The organism is Dactylosporangium sp. NPDC051484 (assembly GCF_040689395.1).
Classification (GTDB): domain Bacteria; phylum Actinomycetota; class Actinomycetes; order Mycobacteriales; family Micromonosporaceae; genus Dactylosporangium.
This window is the reverse complement of record NZ_JBFAZX010000002.1, coordinates 469,927-487,923: the sequence shown is the minus strand read 5'-3', so window position 1 is coordinate 487,923 and position 17,997 is coordinate 469,927. Positions and strand designations below refer to the sequence as shown.

Annotated in this window: 13 protein-coding genes; 8 read left to right on the top strand and 5 right to left on the bottom strand. The window is 72.2% G+C overall.

Translation table 11 applies throughout. From position 1 onward, the window contains the following. Window positions 1–3 precede the first annotated feature (3 nt). From AB0367_RS06085 to AB0367_RS06070, 4 genes are all read left to right on the top strand, one after another. Window positions 4–1,092 (top strand): FAD-dependent monooxygenase, encoded by a 1,089-nt coding sequence (locus AB0367_RS06085; RefSeq protein ID WP_366225065.1) that lies wholly within the window; start codon window positions 4–6, stop codon window positions 1,090–1,092. Beyond that, window positions 1,092–1,718 (top strand): isochorismatase family protein, encoded by a 627-nt coding sequence (locus AB0367_RS06080; RefSeq protein WP_366225064.1) that lies wholly within the window; start codon window positions 1,092–1,094, stop codon window positions 1,716–1,718. Before AB0367_RS06085 ends, AB0367_RS06080 begins: the two co-directional genes overlap by 1 nt. Window positions 1,719–1,880: 162 nt before the next feature. After that, window positions 1,881–5,525, top strand: coding sequence for a choice-of-anchor D domain-containing protein (locus AB0367_RS06075; protein WP_366225063.1), 3,645 nt, complete (start codon window positions 1,881–1,883; stop codon window positions 5,523–5,525). An 83-nt stretch (window positions 5,526–5,608) separates the two neighbouring features. Further along, window positions 5,609–6,820 carry a PQQ-dependent sugar dehydrogenase gene (locus AB0367_RS06070; protein ID WP_366225062.1) on the top strand — a complete coding sequence of 404 codons (1,212 nt, stop codon included), beginning with the start codon at window positions 5,609–5,611 and terminating at the stop codon, window positions 6,818–6,820. 72 nt (window positions 6,821–6,892) lie between these two features. On the opposite strand, the gene AB0367_RS06065 is transcribed toward AB0367_RS06070, so the two are convergent. From AB0367_RS06065 to AB0367_RS06050, 4 genes are all read right to left on the bottom strand, one after another. Continuing rightward, window positions 6,893–9,835 carry a carbohydrate binding domain-containing protein gene (locus tag AB0367_RS06065; RefSeq protein ID WP_366225061.1) on the bottom strand — a complete coding sequence of 981 codons (2,943 nt, stop codon included), beginning with the start codon at window positions 9,833–9,835 and terminating at the stop codon, window positions 6,893–6,895. Window positions 9,836–10,501: 666 nt separating this feature from the next. Next, entirely contained in the window at window positions 10,502–11,476 is a 975-nt protein-coding gene (locus tag AB0367_RS06060; RefSeq protein ID WP_366225060.1) for a carbohydrate ABC transporter permease, read from the bottom strand. Continuing rightward, on the bottom strand, window positions 11,473–12,459 hold the full coding sequence (locus tag AB0367_RS06055; RefSeq protein ID WP_366225059.1) for a sugar ABC transporter permease: 987 nt from the start codon (window positions 12,457–12,459) through the stop codon (window positions 11,473–11,475). The genes AB0367_RS06060 and AB0367_RS06055 overlap by 4 nt, the downstream gene beginning before the upstream one ends. Next, window positions 12,456–13,703, bottom strand: a complete 1,248-nt coding sequence (locus AB0367_RS06050; RefSeq protein WP_366225058.1) for an ABC transporter substrate-binding protein — start codon at window positions 13,701–13,703, stop codon at window positions 12,456–12,458. Before AB0367_RS06050 ends, AB0367_RS06055 begins: the two co-directional genes overlap by 4 nt. 267 nt (window positions 13,704–13,970) lie before the next feature. Between AB0367_RS06050 and AB0367_RS06045 the strand changes: the two genes are divergently transcribed. Both AB0367_RS06045 and AB0367_RS06040 read left to right on the top strand, forming a co-directional pair. Then, window positions 13,971–14,138: a hypothetical protein gene (locus AB0367_RS06045; RefSeq protein ID WP_366225057.1), complete on the top strand. Its 168-nt coding sequence runs from the start codon at window positions 13,971–13,973 to the stop codon at window positions 14,136–14,138. A gap of 91 nt (window positions 14,139–14,229) precedes the next feature. Beyond that, window positions 14,230–14,655, top strand: coding sequence for a hypothetical protein (locus AB0367_RS06040; protein WP_366225056.1), 426 nt, complete (start codon window positions 14,230–14,232; stop codon window positions 14,653–14,655). Window positions 14,656–14,692: 37 nt separating this feature from the next. Here AB0367_RS06040 and AB0367_RS06035 read toward each other — a convergent pair whose 3' ends face one another. Continuing rightward, window positions 14,693–15,481, bottom strand: a complete 789-nt coding sequence (locus AB0367_RS06035) for an ROK family protein (RefSeq protein WP_366225055.1) — start codon at window positions 15,479–15,481, stop codon at window positions 14,693–14,695. A 246-nt stretch (window positions 15,482–15,727) separates the two neighbouring features. On the opposite strand from AB0367_RS06035, the gene AB0367_RS06030 reads away from it, so the two are divergent. After that, window positions 15,728–16,480, top strand: a complete 753-nt coding sequence (locus tag AB0367_RS06030; RefSeq protein WP_366225054.1) for an ROK family protein — start codon at window positions 15,728–15,730, stop codon at window positions 16,478–16,480. Continuing rightward, complete coding sequence (locus tag AB0367_RS06025) at window positions 16,477–17,406, top strand: N-acetylmuramic acid 6-phosphate etherase (RefSeq protein ID WP_366225053.1); 930 nt, start codon at window positions 16,477–16,479, stop codon at window positions 17,404–17,406. Before AB0367_RS06030 ends, AB0367_RS06025 begins: the two co-directional genes overlap by 4 nt. Window positions 17,407–17,997 lie beyond the last annotated feature (591 nt).

Genomic DNA, 17,997 nt, shown 5'->3' with positions numbered 1-17,997 from the left:
TCGATGGCACAGCCGCGTGTCGCGGTCGCCGGCGCGGGCGTCGGCGGCCTCACCACCGCGCTCGCGCTCGCCGCCAGGGGCGTGCGCTGCACCGTGTTCGAGCGCTCCGCGCGGCTCGCCACGGACGGCTTCGGCATCCAGCTCCCGCCGAACGCGACCCGCGTGCTGCTCGGGCTCGGCCTCGGCCCGGCCCTGGACGCGGTCTCGCTGCGCCCGGCCGCGCGCGAGGTGCGTCGCTGGTCCGACGGCGCCCTGCTGGGCCGGGTGCCGCTCGGCGACGCGGCCGCGGCCCGCTACGGCGCGCCGTATCTCGCGCTGCGCCGCGCCGACCTGGTCCGGGTCCTGCACGAGGCGGCCGAGCCGGGCACCGTCCGCTTCGGCGCGCGCTGCACCGCCGCGACGCCGCACGGCGCGCTGCACCTGGCCGACGGTTCCGTCCACGAGGCGGACGCCGTCGTCGGCGCGGACGGCCTGCGCTCGGTCGTGCGCGCCGCGCTGCGCCGCGGCGAGCCCCGCTTCACCGGCTACACCGCCTACCGCGCCGTGCTGCCGATGCATTCCCCGATCACCGGCCCGGCGCCGGTGGTCACCGTCTGGCTGGGCCCGGGCCGGCACGTGGTCGCCTACCCGGTGCCCGGCGGCCTCAACCTCGTCGCCGTCACCGCCGGGCGCCTCGAGGGCGCCTTCGACGGCTGGCACGCCCCGGTCCGCGACCTGGTCCGCGCGGCCGGGCCGGCCGGGAGGGCGAGGGGGCACGCGCTGTTCGCCGGGCCAGCGCTGCCGGCCTGGCACCGCGGCCGGCTGGCCGTGCTCGGCGACGCGGCGCACGCGATGCCGCCCTTCCTCGCCCAGGGCGCCGCCCAGGCCATCGAGGACGCGGCCGCCCTGGCTGAGGCCGGCCCGGGCGGCCCGGGTGGCCTGGCGCGGTACGAGGCGCGGCGCCGGCCACGGGCCGAGCGCGTCACGGCGGCGAGCGCGGCCGGCGGGCGCGAGCACCACCTGCCCGACGGCGCGCGGCAGCGCCGCCGGGACGAACGGATCGCGGCCTGCGGGCTGCCCGAGCAGGATTGGCTCTTCACATGCTGCCTCTGATGCCCACCATCGACCCCTACCCGATGCCCGAACCCCCGCGCGACGGCCCCGCGCCGTGGCGCGTCGACCCGCGCCGGTGCGTGCTGCTGGTGCACGACATGCAGCGGTACTTCGTGGACCGCTTCCCGCCCGACCGCTCCCCGGGGCGGGAGTTGCTCGCCAACGTCGCCGCGCTGCGCAGCGCGTGCGCGGCCCGCGGGGTGCCGGTGCGGTACACGGCGCAGCCCGGGCGGATGACCCGGGCGGAGCGCGGCCTGCTGCACGACGTGTGGGGGCCGGGCATGACCGATGACGAGGACAGCCGCGGGATCGTCGCCGCCGTTGCGCCGGGGCCGCACGACGCGGTGGTGACGAAGTACCGCTACAGCGCCTTCCACCGCACGCCCCTGGCCGCGATGCTCGCCGAGCTCGGCCGCGATCAGCTCGTCGTGTGCGGTGTCTTCGCGCACCTGGGCTGCCTGCTGACGGCCGGCGACGCCTACGCGCACGACATCGAGCCGTTCCTCGTCGCCGACGCGGTCGCCGACTTCACCGCGGCCGACCACGCGATGGCCCTGGACTTCGCGTCGCGCAGCTGCGCGGTCACGCCGACCACCGCGCGGGTCCTGGCCTGGCTGGAGGCCTGATCGGCGCGTCGCGAGAGGCTTGCAAAGGCAAGTGCAAGTATTTCTGTATTTCAGTCAGTATCTTGCGTCGCGATGTCGGGCAAGTTACGGTTCCGTCGACCCTGGAGCCGCCGCCAACCTCCGGAGTCCCGTCGTCATTCCCCCGCCCCCTCGGGAGCAGTCATGTCCGCACGCCGGCTGACCGCCGCACTCCTACCACCCCTCCTCGCGATCGGCGCCGCCGTCGCGCTCGTCCACCCCGCCGCCGCCGACGTGACCACCGTGTCCGTCGACAACCTGCGCACGGGCTGGGACCCGAACGAGCCCGCGCTCGGGCCGTCCGCCGTCTCCGCAGCCGACTTCGGGCAGCTCTTCGCCACCAACCTCGACGGGCAGATCTACGCCCAGCCGATCGTCGCGGCCGGCACGCTCATCGCCGCCACCGAGAACAACTGGATCTACGGGCTCAACCCCCAGACCGGCGCGATCGTCTGGTCGCGCAACGTCGGTCCCGCCTGGCCCGCCTCGGCCATCGGCTGCGGCGATCTGGTACCGAACATCGGCATCACGAGCACGCCGGTCTACGACCCGGCGACCCAGTCGCTGTTCTTCACCTCGAAGGTCAACGACGGCCCCGACGCCAACCGCCCGCACTTCTACATGCACTCGATCAACCCGGCGACCGGCGCCGAGCGGGCCGGCTGGCCGGTGACGATCCAGGGCTCGCCGACCAACGACCCGGGGACCACGTTCAACCCGAAGACCGCCGCCCAGCGGCCCGGGCTGCTGCTGCTCGACGGCGTCGTCTACGCCGGGTTCGCCAGCCACTGCGACTACGGCCCGTACGTCGGGTACATCGCCGGCGTCAAGACCACCACGCCCGCCATGTCGACCCTGTGGTCCACCGAGGCCGGCCGCTCGACCGGCATGGGCGGCATCTGGCAGTCCGGCGGCGGCCTGGTCTCCGACGGGCCCGGCCGGATCATCGTGTCCACGGGCAACGGCGTCTCCCCGGCGCCCGGCCCCGGCAACAACCCGCCCGGGACCCTCGCCGAGTCCGTGATCCGGCTGCAGGTCAACGGCGACGGCTCGCTGAGCGCCAAGGACTTCTTCAGCCCGGCCAACAACGGCAAGCTCGACCAGGACGACACCGACTTCGGCTCCGGCGGGCCGGTCGCCCTGCCCGCGTCGTTCGGCACCCCGGCGCACCCGCGCCTGCTCGTGCAGACCGGCAAGGACGGCCGGGTGTTCCTGCTCGACCGCGACAACCTCGGCGGCATGGGTCAGGGACCGGGCGGCTCCGACGCGTCGATGGTCCCGCCGGCCGGGCCGTACAACGGCGTCTGGGGCCACCCCGCGGTGTGGGGCGGCGACGGCGGCTACGTCTACCAGGTCGAGAACCAGGGCTTCCTGCGCGCCTTCAAGTACGGCGTGAACGGCGCCGGCCTGCCGGTCCTCACCTCGGCGGCGACGAGCTCGTCGACGTTCGGCTACACCTCGGGCTCGCCGGTGGTGACCTCCAGCGGCACCACGTCCGGGTCCGCGATCGTCTGGGTCGTCTACAGCGACGGGTCCAACGGCGCCAACGGCCAGCTGCGGGCGTACGACGCGCTGCCCGTCGGCGGCCAGCTGAAACTGCGCTACTCGGCGCCGATCGGCACCGCGACGAAGTTCGTCGTGCCCGCCACCGACGGCGGGCGTGTCTACGTCGGCAACCGCGACGGGCGCATCTTCGGCTTCGGCCGGCCCACCACCGCCGCGCTGAACGCGTCGCCGACCGACTTCGGCAACGTCGCCGTCGGCAGCACCGGCAACGCGACGGTGACCGTGACCGCGACCCGCGCCGTGCGCATCACCGCCGTCAACGCCGCCGCCCCGTTCGGCGTCACCGCGCCAGCGCTGCCGGTCAACCTCAACACCGGCCAGACCCTGGCCGTGCCGGTGCGCTTCAGCCCGGCCGGGCCCGGCGGGGCCGCGGGCAGCCTCACGTTCATCACCGACGCCGGCAACGTCGCGTTCGACCTGCACGGCAACGGCACCCAGCCCGGGCTCGGCGCCACGCCCTCGGCGCTGTCGTTCGGGACCGTGCCGACCGGGGCGAGCAAGACGCTCGGCGTGAGCATCACCAATACCGGCACCAGCCCGGTGACGATCACCGGTGCCACGGCCCCGGTGGCGCCGTTCAGCGTGACCGGCCTGCCCGCGAACGGGACCACGATCGCGGCCGGCGCCTCGGTCTCGGTCTCGGTGAAGTACGCGCCGACCGCGGCGGGCGACCAGAACGGCTCGCTCGTCGTCGTCAGCAACGCCGGCTCCGTGACGGTGCCCGTCAGCGGCAACGCCGTCACCGGCGCCGCGCGTCTGACGATCACCCCCAACCCGCTCGCGTTCGGCTCGGTGGCGATCGGCACCACCGCCACCCAGACCTTCTCCATCGCCAACACCGGCAACATCACGCTGACGCTCACCAAGGCGGCCCCGCCGGTCGGCGCGTTCAACACCAGCACCCCGGTCTCCGAGGGCCAGCAGCTCTCGCCCGGAGACGTCATCCACCAGACCGTCACCTTCACGCCCACCGCGCAGGGCGCGCAGTCCGCCATCTACTCCATCACCGGCGACGACGGGCAGGGCGCGGTGCTCGTCCAGCTGACCGGCACCGGCGTGCCACCCACGAACACCACCAACCTGGCGGCCGGCAAGGCCGCGACGGCGCAGTCGACGCAGGGCGGCTTCCCGGCCGGCAACGTCACCGACGCCGACCCGAACTCCTACTGGGAGAGCGCGAACAACGCGTTCCCGCAGTGGGTTCAGGTCGACCTCGGCGCGTCGGCGAGCATCGGCAAGGTGACGCTGCGGCTGCCGCCGCAGGCCTCGTGGGCGACCCGCCGGCAGACCCTGTCGGTGCTGTCCAGCGTGGACGGCAACGCGTGGGCGACCACCGTCGGCGCCACCGACTACATCTTCGATCCGGCCACCGGCAACACCGTGAACATCGCCTTCCCGTCGGTCACCGCCCGCTACGTCCGGCTGAACATCACCGCGAACACCGGCTGGCCGGCCGGGCAGCTGTCCTCCTTCGAGGTGTACGGCACGAGCGGCGGCACGGCCACCCTGGGGCTCAGCGTCAACCGGCTGACGTTCGAGGACACCACCGTCAACACCAACAGCGAGTGGGAGACCGTCACGGTCACCAACACCGGCACCGCGCCGGCGACCGTGCAGTCCGTCACCGCCTCCGGTGACTTCACCGTCACCACCACGTGCGGCAGCTCGATCGCACCGGGCGCGAACTGCACGGCCACGGTCACGTTCCACCCGAGCGCGGCCGGGGCGCGGACCGGGACGCTGAGCATCCGCAGTACCGCGTCCAACGCGGAGGCCACCGTGGCCCTCTCCGGCACCGGCGTGCCGACCGCCGGGACCAACCTGGCGCTGCAGCGCCCGACGACGCAGTCGTCGAACGTGCAGGGCTACGTCTCGGCCAACGTCGTCGACGGCAACACGAACTCCTACTGGGAGAGCGCGAACAACGCGTTCCCGCAGTGGGTTCAGGTCGACCTCGGCGCGACCCAGCAGGTCGGCCGGGTGGTGCTCAAGCTCCCGCCGGCCACGGCGTGGGCGGCCCGCACGCAGACGGTCACCGTCACCGACGCCACCACCGGCGCGGTGCTAGTGTCCGCCCGCGCCTGCGCCTTCGACCCGGCGACGGGCAACAGCGTGACGCTCACCTTCGCCCCGGCCGGTGTGCGTAACCTGCGGATCACCTTCACCGCCAACACCGGCTGGCCCGCCGGGCAGCTGTCGGAGCTGGAGGTGTACTCGGCCTAGTGACCATCCGCCGGGTGGCGGCCGGTCCGGCCACCACCCGGCGGGTGAGGGCGTGTCACCCGCGTTGAGCGCACGTTGGTTCGGTGCATCGCTCGAGAATCGCGTTGCTGCTGGCCGCCGGGCTGCTTGCCGGATGCTCCTCGGCGCCGGCCGGCGCCTCCGGGCGGGAGCTGCCGCACACCGATCCCATCGACCCCACCGACTTCCACCACGGCGCCGCCGACCCGTCCGCCGCCGCGGACGACCTGGTGTCGGTCTCCACGGTCGCCAAGCATCTCGACGTGCCGTGGGGGCTGTCGTTCCTGCCCGACGGCAACGCGCTCGTCACCGAACGGGCCACGCAACTCATCAAGCGGGTCACACCGAAGGGGCAGGTCACGACGGTCGCCCGCATCACGCAGGCCGTCTCCGACAACGAGGGCGGACTGCTGGGCATCGCGGTGTCCCCGTCGTACCGGACGGACCACACCGTCTACATCTACTACACCACGCGGGACGACAACCGGGTCGCCCGCCTGCGCCTCGACGGGCGCTCGAAGCCGCGGCCGATCGTCACCGGCATCCCCAAGAGCGGCATCCACGACGGCGGCCGGCTCATGTTCGGCCCCGATGGCTACCTCTACGCCAGCACCGGCGAGGCCTCGCACACCGACGCGTCGCAGGACCTGAACAACCTCGGCGGCAAGATCCTGCGGATGACCACCGACGGCAAGCCCCCGCCCGGCAACCCGTTCCCGCACTCCCTCGTGTGGTCCTACGGGCACCGTAACCCCGAGGGGATGGCGTGGGCCGCGGACGGCACGATGTACGAGTCCGAGATCGGCCAGGCGGTCTGGGACGAGCTGAACATCATCCGCCCGGGCACCAACTACGGCTGGCCGCGGATCGAGGGGATCGGCCAGACCCCCGGGTACGTCGACCCGATCGTGGCCTGGCATCCGGAGGTCGGTGTCAGCTCCGGCGTGGCGGTGGTGGGCGATACCGCCGTCGTGACGTGCCTGCGGGGCCAGCGCATCTATCTCGTACCGCTGGGCAAACCCCCGGCCGCCGCCGGCCGCCGCCCGCCGGCCATCGCTCCGACGGACCCGACCGCGAGCGTGCGGTGGCGGCCCGAGGCCGGCGTGGCCGCGCGCCCGCGGGAGGCACTGTTCGAGCGCTACGGCCGGCTGCGCACCGCGCTCGCCGCCCCCGACGGCAGCATCTGGATGACCACGTCGAACCGGGACGGGCGCAGGCCCGGCGGCCCCGAGCCCGACGACGACCGCATCCTGCGCCTGACCCTGCGCGACCGGTGAGGCGCCGGCCTTGCTGACGCGGGCACGGTGCATCCGGACGCCGGTGGCGCCCGGATGCACCGCTCACTCATGTCAGCGCAGGTAGGGGCCGTCCACGCCGACCTTGCCGGGGGCCGGGTTGCCGGGCAGGGACAGCACGTACGCGCGCAGGTCGCCCTTCGCGTTCACCGTCGCGGTCAGCGTCCCGTCGCTCACCACCTTGACGTCGCCGGTCACGGCGTCCTTGTAGGTGCCGTTCGGGATGCCGGTGAACGTCGCCGACGACGAGATCGTCACGAGGACGAAGCTGTCGACGGAGCCGGCGGTGTAGCGCCGCTTGAACGCGATCTGGCTGCCGCTCACGCCGGCCGTGGAGTACTGCCCCATCTGCAGCGCCGGGATCGCGCGGCGGATCTGGTTGAGCCGCTGCAGGTGCTTCACGAGGGGCTGGTTGAGTGTCGAGGCCACGGCGCCCGAGCTGCTCGACACCACGCCGTAGTCCGAGGCTACGACGGTGCCGGTGATGCGGTCGCCGAAGTAGGCCCGGCCCGTCGTGGCGAGCGGGCAGGAGGGGCCGCAGTCGATCTGCTTGCCCGCCTGGAACTCGACCTCGGAACCGTAGTACAGCACCGGCACCCCGCGGAACGTCCACATCAGCGCCATGTTCTCGGCCCAGGCGTCGGTGCCGCCGGCGTACCGGTTGGAGCTCTTGTTCGGGCCGTAGTCGTGCGAGTCGACGTAGACGGCGTTGTAGGTGGCGTCGTTGGTCGAGTCGTCGGAGTCGGCCCCGTTGCGGAACGCGTTCCCGGCGTCGCCGAAGTTCATGTGCATTCGCATGTCGATGATGTTCATGCCGGAGAACTTGCTGCGGTCCGGCGTGTGGTAGTCGTTGCCCACGAGGAAGGCGTTGGTGCTCGTCGGCTGGTTGCCGGTGCCCAGCTGCTCCTCGTAGTTGTACTGGTCCAGCGCGGCCTGCACGTCGTCGTCCACATAGGAGCGCCGCTCCTGCCACGTGTAGAACTGCGCGGAGTGGTTGACCGAGCCGCGGTTCCACTTGTCGTTGACGAAGGCCGCGACCTCGCCGAAGACGTAGAAGTCCTTGGCCTTCTCCGCGCCGTACTTCTGCACCAGGTGCTGCTGCAACGCGGGCAGGAAGCGGCGGTTCCACGTCACGCGCGGGATGTGCACGGCGGTGTCCACGCGGAAGCCGTCCACGCCCATGTCGATGTAGTTGTTGTACGCGCCGATGAGGTACTGCTGGACGACGGAGTTCTCGGTGTTGAAGTCCGCCAGGTCGTCGGCGAGCCAGCAGGAGCGGGCGTCCTCGCCCTCCCAGTTGCCGATCCAGCACTGGTGGTAGAGGTTGGCGGGGAACATCTTCGCCGTCGGGCTCGGCCACTGGCAGCTGTGGATGGTGTACCCCTCCGGGCTGTACTGCCCGTTGGGCAGGCCGTAGTTCGGGCAGGTGTTGCCCGGCGGTGCCGTGCTCGACCACAGGTCGCCGTTGTACGCGCGGCCCAGCGAGTTCTCCTGCATCGGGTCGTACACGGCGCCGGGGACCTTCTGGCTGTACATCCAGTCCCACTGCCCGTCGCGCGCGCCCCACACGGTCGGCACGAACAGACCCTTGGCGCCCCACCGGGAGCTGTGGTTGTACACCACGTCCTGGTAGATCTTCAGGCCCTTGGCGTGCGCGGCGTTGATGAGGTCCTGGTACGTCGCGCCCGGCGACTCCAGCCGCGGGTCGACGCGGTAGAAGTCCCAGCCGTGGTACCCGTGGTAGTCGTAGTCCGAGCGGTTGAGGATCACCGGGGTGATCCAGATCGCGGAGAACCCGAGGCCCTTGATGTAGTCGAGCCGGTCGACGAGCCCCTTGAAGTCACCACGGAACATCGGGTCGTTGTTGGCCGCGTTACCGGAGCGCACGTGCTGGTTGCCGCCGCGGTCGTTGGACGTGTCGCCGTCGAAGAACCGCGCGGTGAGCACGAAGTAGATGCTCTCCTTGCGCGGGTCGCCGCCGAGCATCGTCCCGCCCGGTGGCAGCGGCGGCGCGTCGCCGGTCGTGACGCTCACCGCGGCGCTGGCCGCCGAGAGGTTTCCGGCCGCGTCGACGGCGCGCACCGTGTACGAGTAGGTCGTGCGCGGCGCCAGGCTGCCGTCGATGTAGGAGTTGTAGGCGGTGGTGAGCACGTTCCCGCCGGGGTTGCGGGTGATCTGGTATCCCGTGACGCCGCGGTCGTCGCTCGACGCGCTCCAGGAGAGGTTGACCGTGACGTGGTCCACGGTGGCGGTCACGTTCGCCGGCACCGTCGGCGGCGTCGTGTCCGGCGGCACGGCCGTGCACGGGTCGGTCGCGTTCCCGGTCGCGGTACCGCCGCTGACCCGCGTCGTTCCGGCGGAGATACGGTAGTTGGCGCCGCGGTTGTTGTCCCACACCCCGGAGCCGTTGTTGAACACCGCCTGCATCGCGGTCGCGGCGCCCAGCTGGACGGTCCGCTTCACCCAGCCGGCGCAGGCGGTCTCGTTCATCGGCACGCCCGGTACCGCCGTCCACGCCTCGCCGTCGGGGGCGTAGTGGATGTTCACCGTGGTCCAGTTGGTGCCGGTGGTGGCGTAGAACACCGTCGCGGTGTTCCCGGTCGGCGGTGAGGACGGTGGCGTGCCGCCGCACGGATCCGTGCTGCTCATGGATCCGTTGCTGACGGCGACGATCCCGGTGCCGACCGAATAGTTCGCGCCCGAATGGTTGTCCCAGACGCCGGAGCCGTTGTTGAACGTCAGCTGGGCGCCGTTCGCGGAGCCGAGGTCGAGCGTCTTCGTGTACCAACCGGCACAGCTCGCCGCCGACATGGCGACGCCCGGCACGTTGGTCCAGGCGCCGCCGTTGGGCGCCCAGTGGATGTTCACGGTGCTCCAGCCGCTGGGCGGCCGGTAGAACACCGTCAGCGTGTTGCCGGTGGCCGCGAGGGCGCGGGCCGGCAGCAGCGCGGCGAGCAGGGACAGGACGAGGATCAGGATTTGTCTACGCCTGGACATGGTGGGGTGCTCCTTGCACTCATCGACACGGTGGCGGCCGTTCGTGACACAAGGCGTTGCAACGCGTGCAGGAAGAGTGATCGCACCCATTCACTCTTGTCAAGCTTCTTGCAGGAATTCCTCCCAGGTCAGCGCCGCTCAACCCGGCTTAGCTGCGTAAACCCGCTGGAAGAGCAGCAAGTTCTTGCAATGATCAACTAGGGTGAACCGCGGTCACGGTGCGAGACCGCGCCATTGCGTGAGGGTGACGGGCTCCGCCGGCCGGTACGACGCCGGCGTGGTCGACCCGCGGCGTGCTGTGCGTGATGCGGTACTCCAGGCGCAGCAGCCCCTTGATCGCCGCCCGCGCGGCGTGGCAGTCGCGCCGCTGCGCCACCAGCACGTGTGCCGACAGCGCCGGCTCGCCCGAGGTGATCTGCCGGACGTGCGGGTCGTCGCACCTCGACGACGTCCCGCACTCCCGCCGGCCGCGCGCCGAGCGCGGGCGGGTCGATGCCGCTCGGCGCCGCCTCCAGGAAGATCCGCCAGCACGATGGCACCGGCGTCGGCCACCCGGTTCGAGCCTTCCATGATCACGGAGTGAACGTGCTGGTCCTGGTACGTGTTCACCCCGTGATCATGACGAACCGAGCGTTCGCCGCCGCGCCCGCGCGAGGGGTGCGCGGGTTAATGCTGCAGCGTGCCGGCCAGCAGGCCCCGCATGAAGAAGCGGCCGAGCAGGACGTAGATGGCCAGCGTCGGCAGGCTTACCAGCAGGGCGCCGGCCATGGCCTGGCCGAAGGGGACGGACTGGCCGCCGGCCACGTTGTTCAGGGCGATCGTCACCGGCCACGAGTCGCGGCTCGTCATCATCGCGCCGAACATGAAGTCGTTCCACGAGGACGTGAACTGCCAGATGACGGCCACGGCGAAGGCCGGTTTCGACAGCGGCAGCGCCAGGTCCACCCACGTGCGCAGCACCCCGGCGCCGTCCAGGCGGGCCGACTCCAGCAGGGCGTCGGGCATCGACACGAAGTGGTTGCGGAAGATCAGGGTGGTGATCGGCAGGCCGTAGATGATGTGGATGAGCATGAGGCCGAGCAGGCCGCCGGTCGCGTCGCCCGCGCCGCGCAGGCCGACGGCGGTCATGGTCTGCGAGACCGGGATGATGACGGCCTGGTACGGCACGAAGATGCCGAACAGGATCAGCGGGAAGATCGCGTTGGAGAACGGGAAGCGGAACTTCGACAGCACGAACCCGTTGGCGCAGCCCAGCAGGGCCGAGACGAGGCTGGCCGGGATCGACAGCGCGATCGAGTTGCGAAAGCCCGAGGACAGCTTCGGCAGCACCGCGGCGAAGTTGTCGAAGGAGAAGCTGGTCGGCAGCTCCCAGATGCGGGTCACGCTGACGTCGGCCGGGTTCTTGAACGCCGTCACGACGAGCACGTAGACCGGCATCAGGAAGAACGCCGCCAGCCCCCAGAGGACGAGGTACCGCAGCGTCGTGCGCACCGGCCCCGGACGCTGCCAGCGCGGCGTGTTCGACGGGCCGGGCGTGGGTGGTGCGGGCAACGCCGGCGGCTTGGGCGGCGTGGGTGACGCGGGCTGGGAGAGGTTCTGCCGTGGGACGGGGGCGGTAGCGCGGACCATCTGACGACTCACCGCCGTTCCGTGCGCAGGCTGTACCAGACGTATGGGCCGACCACGAGGGCCACCCCGATGAGCAGGACCGTGGCGATCGTGGCGCCGCGGTCGTAGAAGCCGCCGTCGAACGTGGTGAACCACATGTACAGCGACGGCGTGTCGATGCGCAGGTTGCCCTGGTCCAGCGCGTACAGCAGGTCGAAGGTCTTCAGCGAGATGTGCACCATGATGAGCAGCGCGCTGAACGTCACCGGGCGCAGCGCGGGCCGCACGATGTACCAGAAGATCTGGACCTCGCTCGCGCCGTCCATCCGCGCGGACTCGCGCAGCGTCTCGTTCACGCCGCGCATCCCGGCCAGGAACAGCGCCATGACGTAGCCGGACAGCGCCCAGCCGGCCGGCAGGGCCACGGCGGAGATCGCCCAGATCGAGTCCGACTTGTGCCAGTCGCTGCGCAGGAAGCCCAGTCCGACGCCGGCGAGGAGCTTGTTGATGCCGGCGGTGTCGGCGCCCGAGCCGTTGTCCAGCAGCCACCGCCACACGATCGCGGTCGCGATGAACGAGATGGCCATCGGGAACAGGTACACGCCGCGCAGGAAGGCCTCGCCGCGCACGCCCCGGTCCAGCAGCATCGCCATGAGGAACCCGAGCAGCATCGCGCCCGCGACGAACACGAGCGTGAAGATGACCAGGTTGCGCATGTCGGCGCGGAAGCGCTCGTCGCGCAGCAGCGCCGTGTAGTTGGACAGGCCCACGAAGTGGTACTTGGGGGAGAGCCCCCGCCAGTTCGTGAACGACACGCGAACGTTCCAGCCCAGGAACCCGTACACGAACACGCCGATGAGGATCAGCGACGGGGAGACCAGCACCAGGCCGGGCAGCCAGCGTGGGCCGCGCTGCTTGCGGGGGCGGCGCCGCGGCGGCACGAACACCGGCCGGGCCGGCTCCGAGGAGTGGCGCGCCACGTGGGCGGCCGGGCCGGATCGATCAACCGAGGTCACTGCGTCTCCCGGAACTGCTGCTCGACGGTCCGGGCGAACTTCCCCTGGTCGCCGTGCTGGACGAACAGGCCGAGCGCCGAGTCGATCTCCGCGTTGTAGGCGTTGTTCGCCACAACGCCGTGGGTCAGCGAGCCGACGATGCGGGTGTTGGGGTCGCGCCACTGTTGCAGCGCCCAGCCGAGGTAGCCCTTGTAGAGGCCGGCGTCGGCGTCGGTACGCGCCGGGATGGAGCCCTTCAGCGGGTTGAACAGGTTCTGCCCGGCGGTCGAGCCGCACTCCACCAGCCACTTGCGGGCCAGGTCGGGGCGGCGCGCACCGGTCGGCAGGGTGAAGGAGTCGGAGAGGAAGTCGTAGACGCCGTCGGTACCCGGCGACGCGGCGACGTCGTAGTCGGTCTTCCACCGCAGCTTCTTGGACTGCTCCAGGTAGGACGAGGACCAGTCGCCCATGACGGCGTAGACGGCGGAGCCGGAGAGGACCTTGTCCAACTGGGGCTGCCAGTCGCCGGCGGAGGACTTGACGTCGGAGGCGGCCAGGACCTTCGCGAACGTGCCGAGCGCGGCGGTCACGTCCGGTGACAGCCAGCTGAGCCCGCCGTTGAAGAGCCGCTCGTACTTGTCCGCGCCGAGCTCGCCGAGCAGTACCGTCTCCAGCAGGTGCTTCTGCGACCACTCCGGGCCGACCGCGAGAGGCGTCCGGCCCTTCGCCTTGATGGCCTCGGCCTGCTGCAGGAACTCCGCCCAGGTCTTCGGCGGCCCGGGGAGCCCGAGGTCCTTCAGGGTCTTGAGGCTGTACCACATGAGATTGGCCCGGTGGATGTTCACCGGCACCGCATAGATCCTGCCGTCGATGGTCAGGTTGTCGACGAGCCCCTTCGGGAACACCTTCGTCCAGCCCTGCTCGTGGTACAGCTCGGTGAGGTCCTGGACCTTGCCGGAGCGCACGTCGTCGAGCAGCTCGAGGCCGGCGTGGCGCTGGTAGGAGTCCGGCGGGTCGTTCGCCAGCAGCCGGCTGGCGAGGATCGCCTTGGCGTTGGAGCCCGCGCCGCCGGAGACCGCGGCGTTGACGAACCGCACGCCCGGGTTGGCGGCCTCGAAGGTCTTGGCCATGGCGGCCAGGCCGTCCTCCTCACCGGGGCCGGTCCACCACGAGTACACCTCGAGCTGGTTGTTGCCGGCACCACGCACGGCGAACATCGACAGCCCGGCGAGCACGGAGACGACCAGGATCGTCAAGATCGCCAAGCGGCCCTTCCACACGCCAATCCTCCTGGGATCACCGACGCGGCGCGGCGACTCCGTCCGGCGGGGCGGCGCACGCATGTCTGGAGGACCGTATTGCGCATACATATCGTTTGGTGATTGAACCTTAGGTCGCTACCGAGCGTCGATCGGCCACTTACATCCGACGAATGGACGATCTTCTATCACGGTGTAATGGAAGCGTCGCTCCGGGTGTTGTCTGATGATTGGTGCTGGCCACCGGGCCTGCGGCCGTCCGCCGGCAGATCCATGGGCGCTCCCATCGTCATCGACCTGCGCGGCGCCACCCGGCTCGACCCGCGGGTGGTCGGCGCCATCCTCGCCACGGTCGAGGCCGCCGACGACCTGGACGTGCCCGTCGAGGTGCTCCTCGGCCCGGCCGACCCCACGGAGGGTCTGCTGGCGGCGACGCGGTGAACGCCTACCTGACGCGCGAGCGGCTCGCCCGGCCCGCCGTCACGCGGCCCGGGATATTCGCCACGACCGAGACTCTGCTAACAATGTCGGCATGAATCGTCTCGGATGGGCAATCGGCGCCGCGGCCGCGGCCGTCCTGGTATGCGTCGGCGGCCCGTTCGCGCTGGGCTTCCCGCAGCGCTCGGCCTTCCTCGCCCGGCAGGAGCCGCAGGCCTGCGGGCTGATCGCCAGGTCGTCGCCGTTCGGCGAGGTGACCAGCTGCATCGACCTGGGCCGGCGCACCCCGCCGCTGCCCGCCGACGGCCAGGTCTTCCTGCTGCTGGAGACCGGCACCGGCACGGCGGTCGTCCGAGTCGACTACAGCGGCACCGACGACGAGAAGGTCCGCGCCACCGCGGTCGAGGTGCCGACCTGGCAGGCCCCGGGCATCTCCCACGAGACGGGCGAGCGCATCAAGACCGGCATCGACGGCCGCGGCGGCCTGAAGACCCAGCCCTGGGCCGTACACCCCGCCTGACCGTAGTGGTAGGGCCGGGGTGCCGAGCTGATCCCCCTCAGTGCAGCACGGCGCCCTCCGGCAGGAACGACAGCGCCCGCGCGCCCTCCAGCGGGGCCGCTTCGCCGAGCGCGGCCGGGACGACCCGCACCGGCTGGTAGGTCGCCACGCGCGCCAGCTCGGCCCGCAGCACCGGCCATAGCTCCGCCCGGCGCAGCGCGACGGCGCCGCCGATGGCCACCGCCGCAAGGCCCGCCGACAGTGCGAAGTTGGCGACGCCGAGGGCCAGGCTCCCGGCGTACGCCCGCCAGAAGGAAGCGTCCTCGACGGACTCCAGGGGCCGGCCGAGCCGCCGGCGCAGCGCGTCGCCGCCGGTGAGGGTCTGCAGGCAGCCGGTCTGGCCGCACTCGCACGGCAGGTCGTTGCCCGCGACCAGCTGGTGGCCGGCCTCGGTCGTGAGGTACACCCCGCCCAGGCGCAACGCGGCGCCCACGCCGGTGGACAGGGTGAGGTAGCCGCAGCGCTCGACGCCGCGCAGCGCGCCGGAGGTGGCCTCGCCCAGCAGCCCGCACGTCGCGTCGTGGGCCACGCGCACCGGGCGGCCCAGGGCCTCGGCCAGGTCGCGGGCGAGTGGGCGCCCCTCGTACGCGCGCAGGTTCAGCGCCACCCGCACCGTGCCGTCCGGCGTGACCCGGCCGCAGAACGAGACCCCGGCGGGCTCCGGCCCGGGCGGCACGGCGGCGGCGATCGCCGCCAGCTGCCGGTCGTAGTCGGGGTCGGTGCGCAAGCGCGCGGCGGACCCGATGCGCGTCCACGTCCCGCCGATGTCCAGAGCCAGGCTCGTCACGCCGCCGTCCTCGCCGAGATCAGTAGCGCTACCGTACCGCCGCCGGGGGCCTGCACGCCGCCGTGGCGGAGGCGGCGTGCAGGAGCCCGGGATTCCGGGCGGCCCAAAACATCGATTATCGGCGATGCGAGCCGGTTCGGCCAGTCCTGCGGGCCGCCCGCGCGCCGAGTGGTACCGCTGGTGATCAGCGCGGCTTTTTCGCGGTCGGTGCGGCGCGCGTCGGGCGCGTGCCGCACAATCCACCGGGTGGTGAACACGCTGACGATCGACTGTGGCGGCGGCGGCCTCAAGGCGGCCGTGGTCGACGACTCCGACGCGTTGGTCGGCGGGCCGATCCGGGTCCCGACGCCGTATCCGTTTCCGCCCGGCCGGTTCGTGAGCGCCCTGCTCGACATCGAGGGGCAGCTGCCGGCGGCGGACCGCGCCACGATCGGCCTGCCTGGCATGATCCGCCACGGGGTGGTGGTCGCCACCCCGCACTACGTCACGAAGGCCGGACCGCACACCACGGTCGACCCCGAGCTGTACGCGGCGTGGACCGGCTACGACGCGCGCGCCGCGCTCAACCGCGCCTTCGGCCGGCCCGTGCTGGTGCTCAACGACGCCGAGGTGCACGGCGCCGGCCTGGTCGTCGGCACCGGCCTCGAGTTGGTGCTCACGCTGGGTACCGGCCTGGGCAACGCGCTGTTCGACGACGGGGTCCTCGCCCCCCACCTCGAGCTGTCCCACGGGCCGATCCGCCGCAAGCGCACCTACGATACGTACATCGGCGAGATTCAGCGCCGCGAGCTCGGCAATGCCCGCTGGTCGCGCCGCGTGCGGCGGGTGGTCGACGGGCTGCGCCCGGTGTTCCGCTGGGACCGGCTCTACATCGGCGGCGGAAACTCGGCGCTCATCGACGCGCCCACGCTCGAGCGGCTGGGCCCCGACGTGACGATCGTGCCGAACACGGCCGGCGTGCTGGGCGGCTCCCGCGCCTGGAAGCTGATGGGCGCGTGAGCGGCGTTGCACCGGGCGATCCGGTCTTCGTGCGGTCGCCGACCGAGCTGCGCGATCCGGCCACGGTGGACCTCGACCTGCTGGACACGCCCGAGCTGCTGGCCCGCATCCACGCCGCCGACGCGACCGTGCCGGGCGCGGTGGCCGCCGCGCTGCCGGACCTGGCCCTGGCGGTCGACCTGACCGTCGCCGCCCTGCGCCGCGGCGGCCGCGTCCACTACGCCGGGGCCGGCTCGTCGGGCCGCCTTGCGGTGCTGGACGCGGCCGAGATCCCGCCGACGTTCGGTGTGCCCCCGGACCGCTTCGTGGCCCACATCGCCGGCGGCGACGCCGCGCTGCGCGCCGCGCTGGAGGCGGTCGAGGACGACGCCGGGCGCGCCCGCGCCGAGCTTGCCGCCGCCATCGCCGCCGGCGACGTGCTCGTCGGGCTGGCCGCGAGCGGGCGCACCCCGTATCTGGCCGGCGCCTTCGCCGCGGCCGCGGCCGCCGGCGCCGCGACCGTGCTGGTGACGTCGAACCCGGCCGCCCCGCTCGCCGCCGGCCGCGACGTGTGCGTGGTGGTGGACACCGGCCCGGAGGTGATCACGGGCTCGACCCGGATGAAGGCCGGCACGGCCCAGAAGCTGGTGCTGCACACCTTCTCCACCGCGGTCCTGGTGCGCCTGGGCCACACGTACTCGAACCTCATGGTCGACCTGCGCGCCACCAACGCCAAGCTGCGCGGCCGCACGCTGGCGATCCTGGCCGAGGCGACGGGAGCCGCGCCGCAGGCCTGCGCCGCCGCCCTGAGCGCGGCCGGCGGCGAGCTGAAGACGGCGCTGGTCACCCTGCTCGCCGGCACCGGGCCGGGGGAGGCCCGCGCCGCGCTCGCGGCCGCGGACGGCCACACCCGGGCCGCGCTGGCCGCCCTGTCGCGGCAGACGTAACCGGTCCGTGTCGCCCGACGGCGCCGACGGGCGACACGGACCCCCGGGCCTGCTCCGGTGCCGGGCGGGCGAAGGACCGTTTCATCCGGGCCAACCTGCGGCCGATGTGGTGCGAGCGTGCCGTACAAGATCGCCCGCACGGTCCTCGACCAGGTCGCGGCGGGTTTTCCGTGATCCCGGAGCGAACGTGCTGCTTCTTGTGCGTTTTCACTCCGTGATCACGGCGAACCGGGCACTCGTTCCCGGGGTTTGGTCCTAGCCTCCTAGGATGCCGAAACGCGGTGTTGCTACCTGCCCGGCGGCGACGCCGAGCCTGAAGTCCGCGTCGCCGCCGTCCGCGCCGCCCTGGCTGCCGGCCGGCCAGGCTCCTGCCTGCGCCTTGTCCTGCTCGGCCGACGACGTCGGCGAGGCCGGCGATCCAAGCCAGGGCCGCCCAGGCCTCCGGCTCGCCGGGGAAGGAGCGTGGACCGTGGCGGTGCCGCCCAGGGTTGAGCAACGGCGGCTGGGTCGTCGCCATCTCCGCCACCGGTACGAGCCTGACCGAATCACCATAAATCGCTCGGCGTCGCAGTCCCGTTGTCACGCTCTTGC

Bases quoted from the DNA above. Each gene is read 5' to 3' on its own strand.
- AB0367_RS06075 (WP_366225063.1), top strand. From the start codon at position 1,881: ATGTCCGCACGCCGGCTGACCGCCGCACTCCTACCACCCCTCCTCGCG.
- AB0367_RS06085 (WP_366225065.1), top strand. From the start codon at position 4: ATGGCACAGCCGCGTGTCGCGGTCGCCGGCGCGGGCGTCGGCGGCCTC.
- AB0367_RS06045 (WP_366225057.1), top strand. From the start codon at position 13,971: ATGGGCGCTCCCATCGTCATCGACCTGCGCGGCGCCACCCGGCTCGAC.
- AB0367_RS06040 (WP_366225056.1), top strand. From the start codon at position 14,230: ATGAATCGTCTCGGATGGGCAATCGGCGCCGCGGCCGCGGCCGTCCTG.
- AB0367_RS06065 (WP_366225061.1), bottom strand. From the start codon at position 9,835: ATGTCCAGGCGTAGACAAATCCTGATCCTCGTCCTGTCCCTGCTCGCC.
- AB0367_RS06080 (WP_366225064.1), top strand. From the start codon at position 1,092: ATGCCCACCATCGACCCCTACCCGATGCCCGAACCCCCGCGCGACGGC.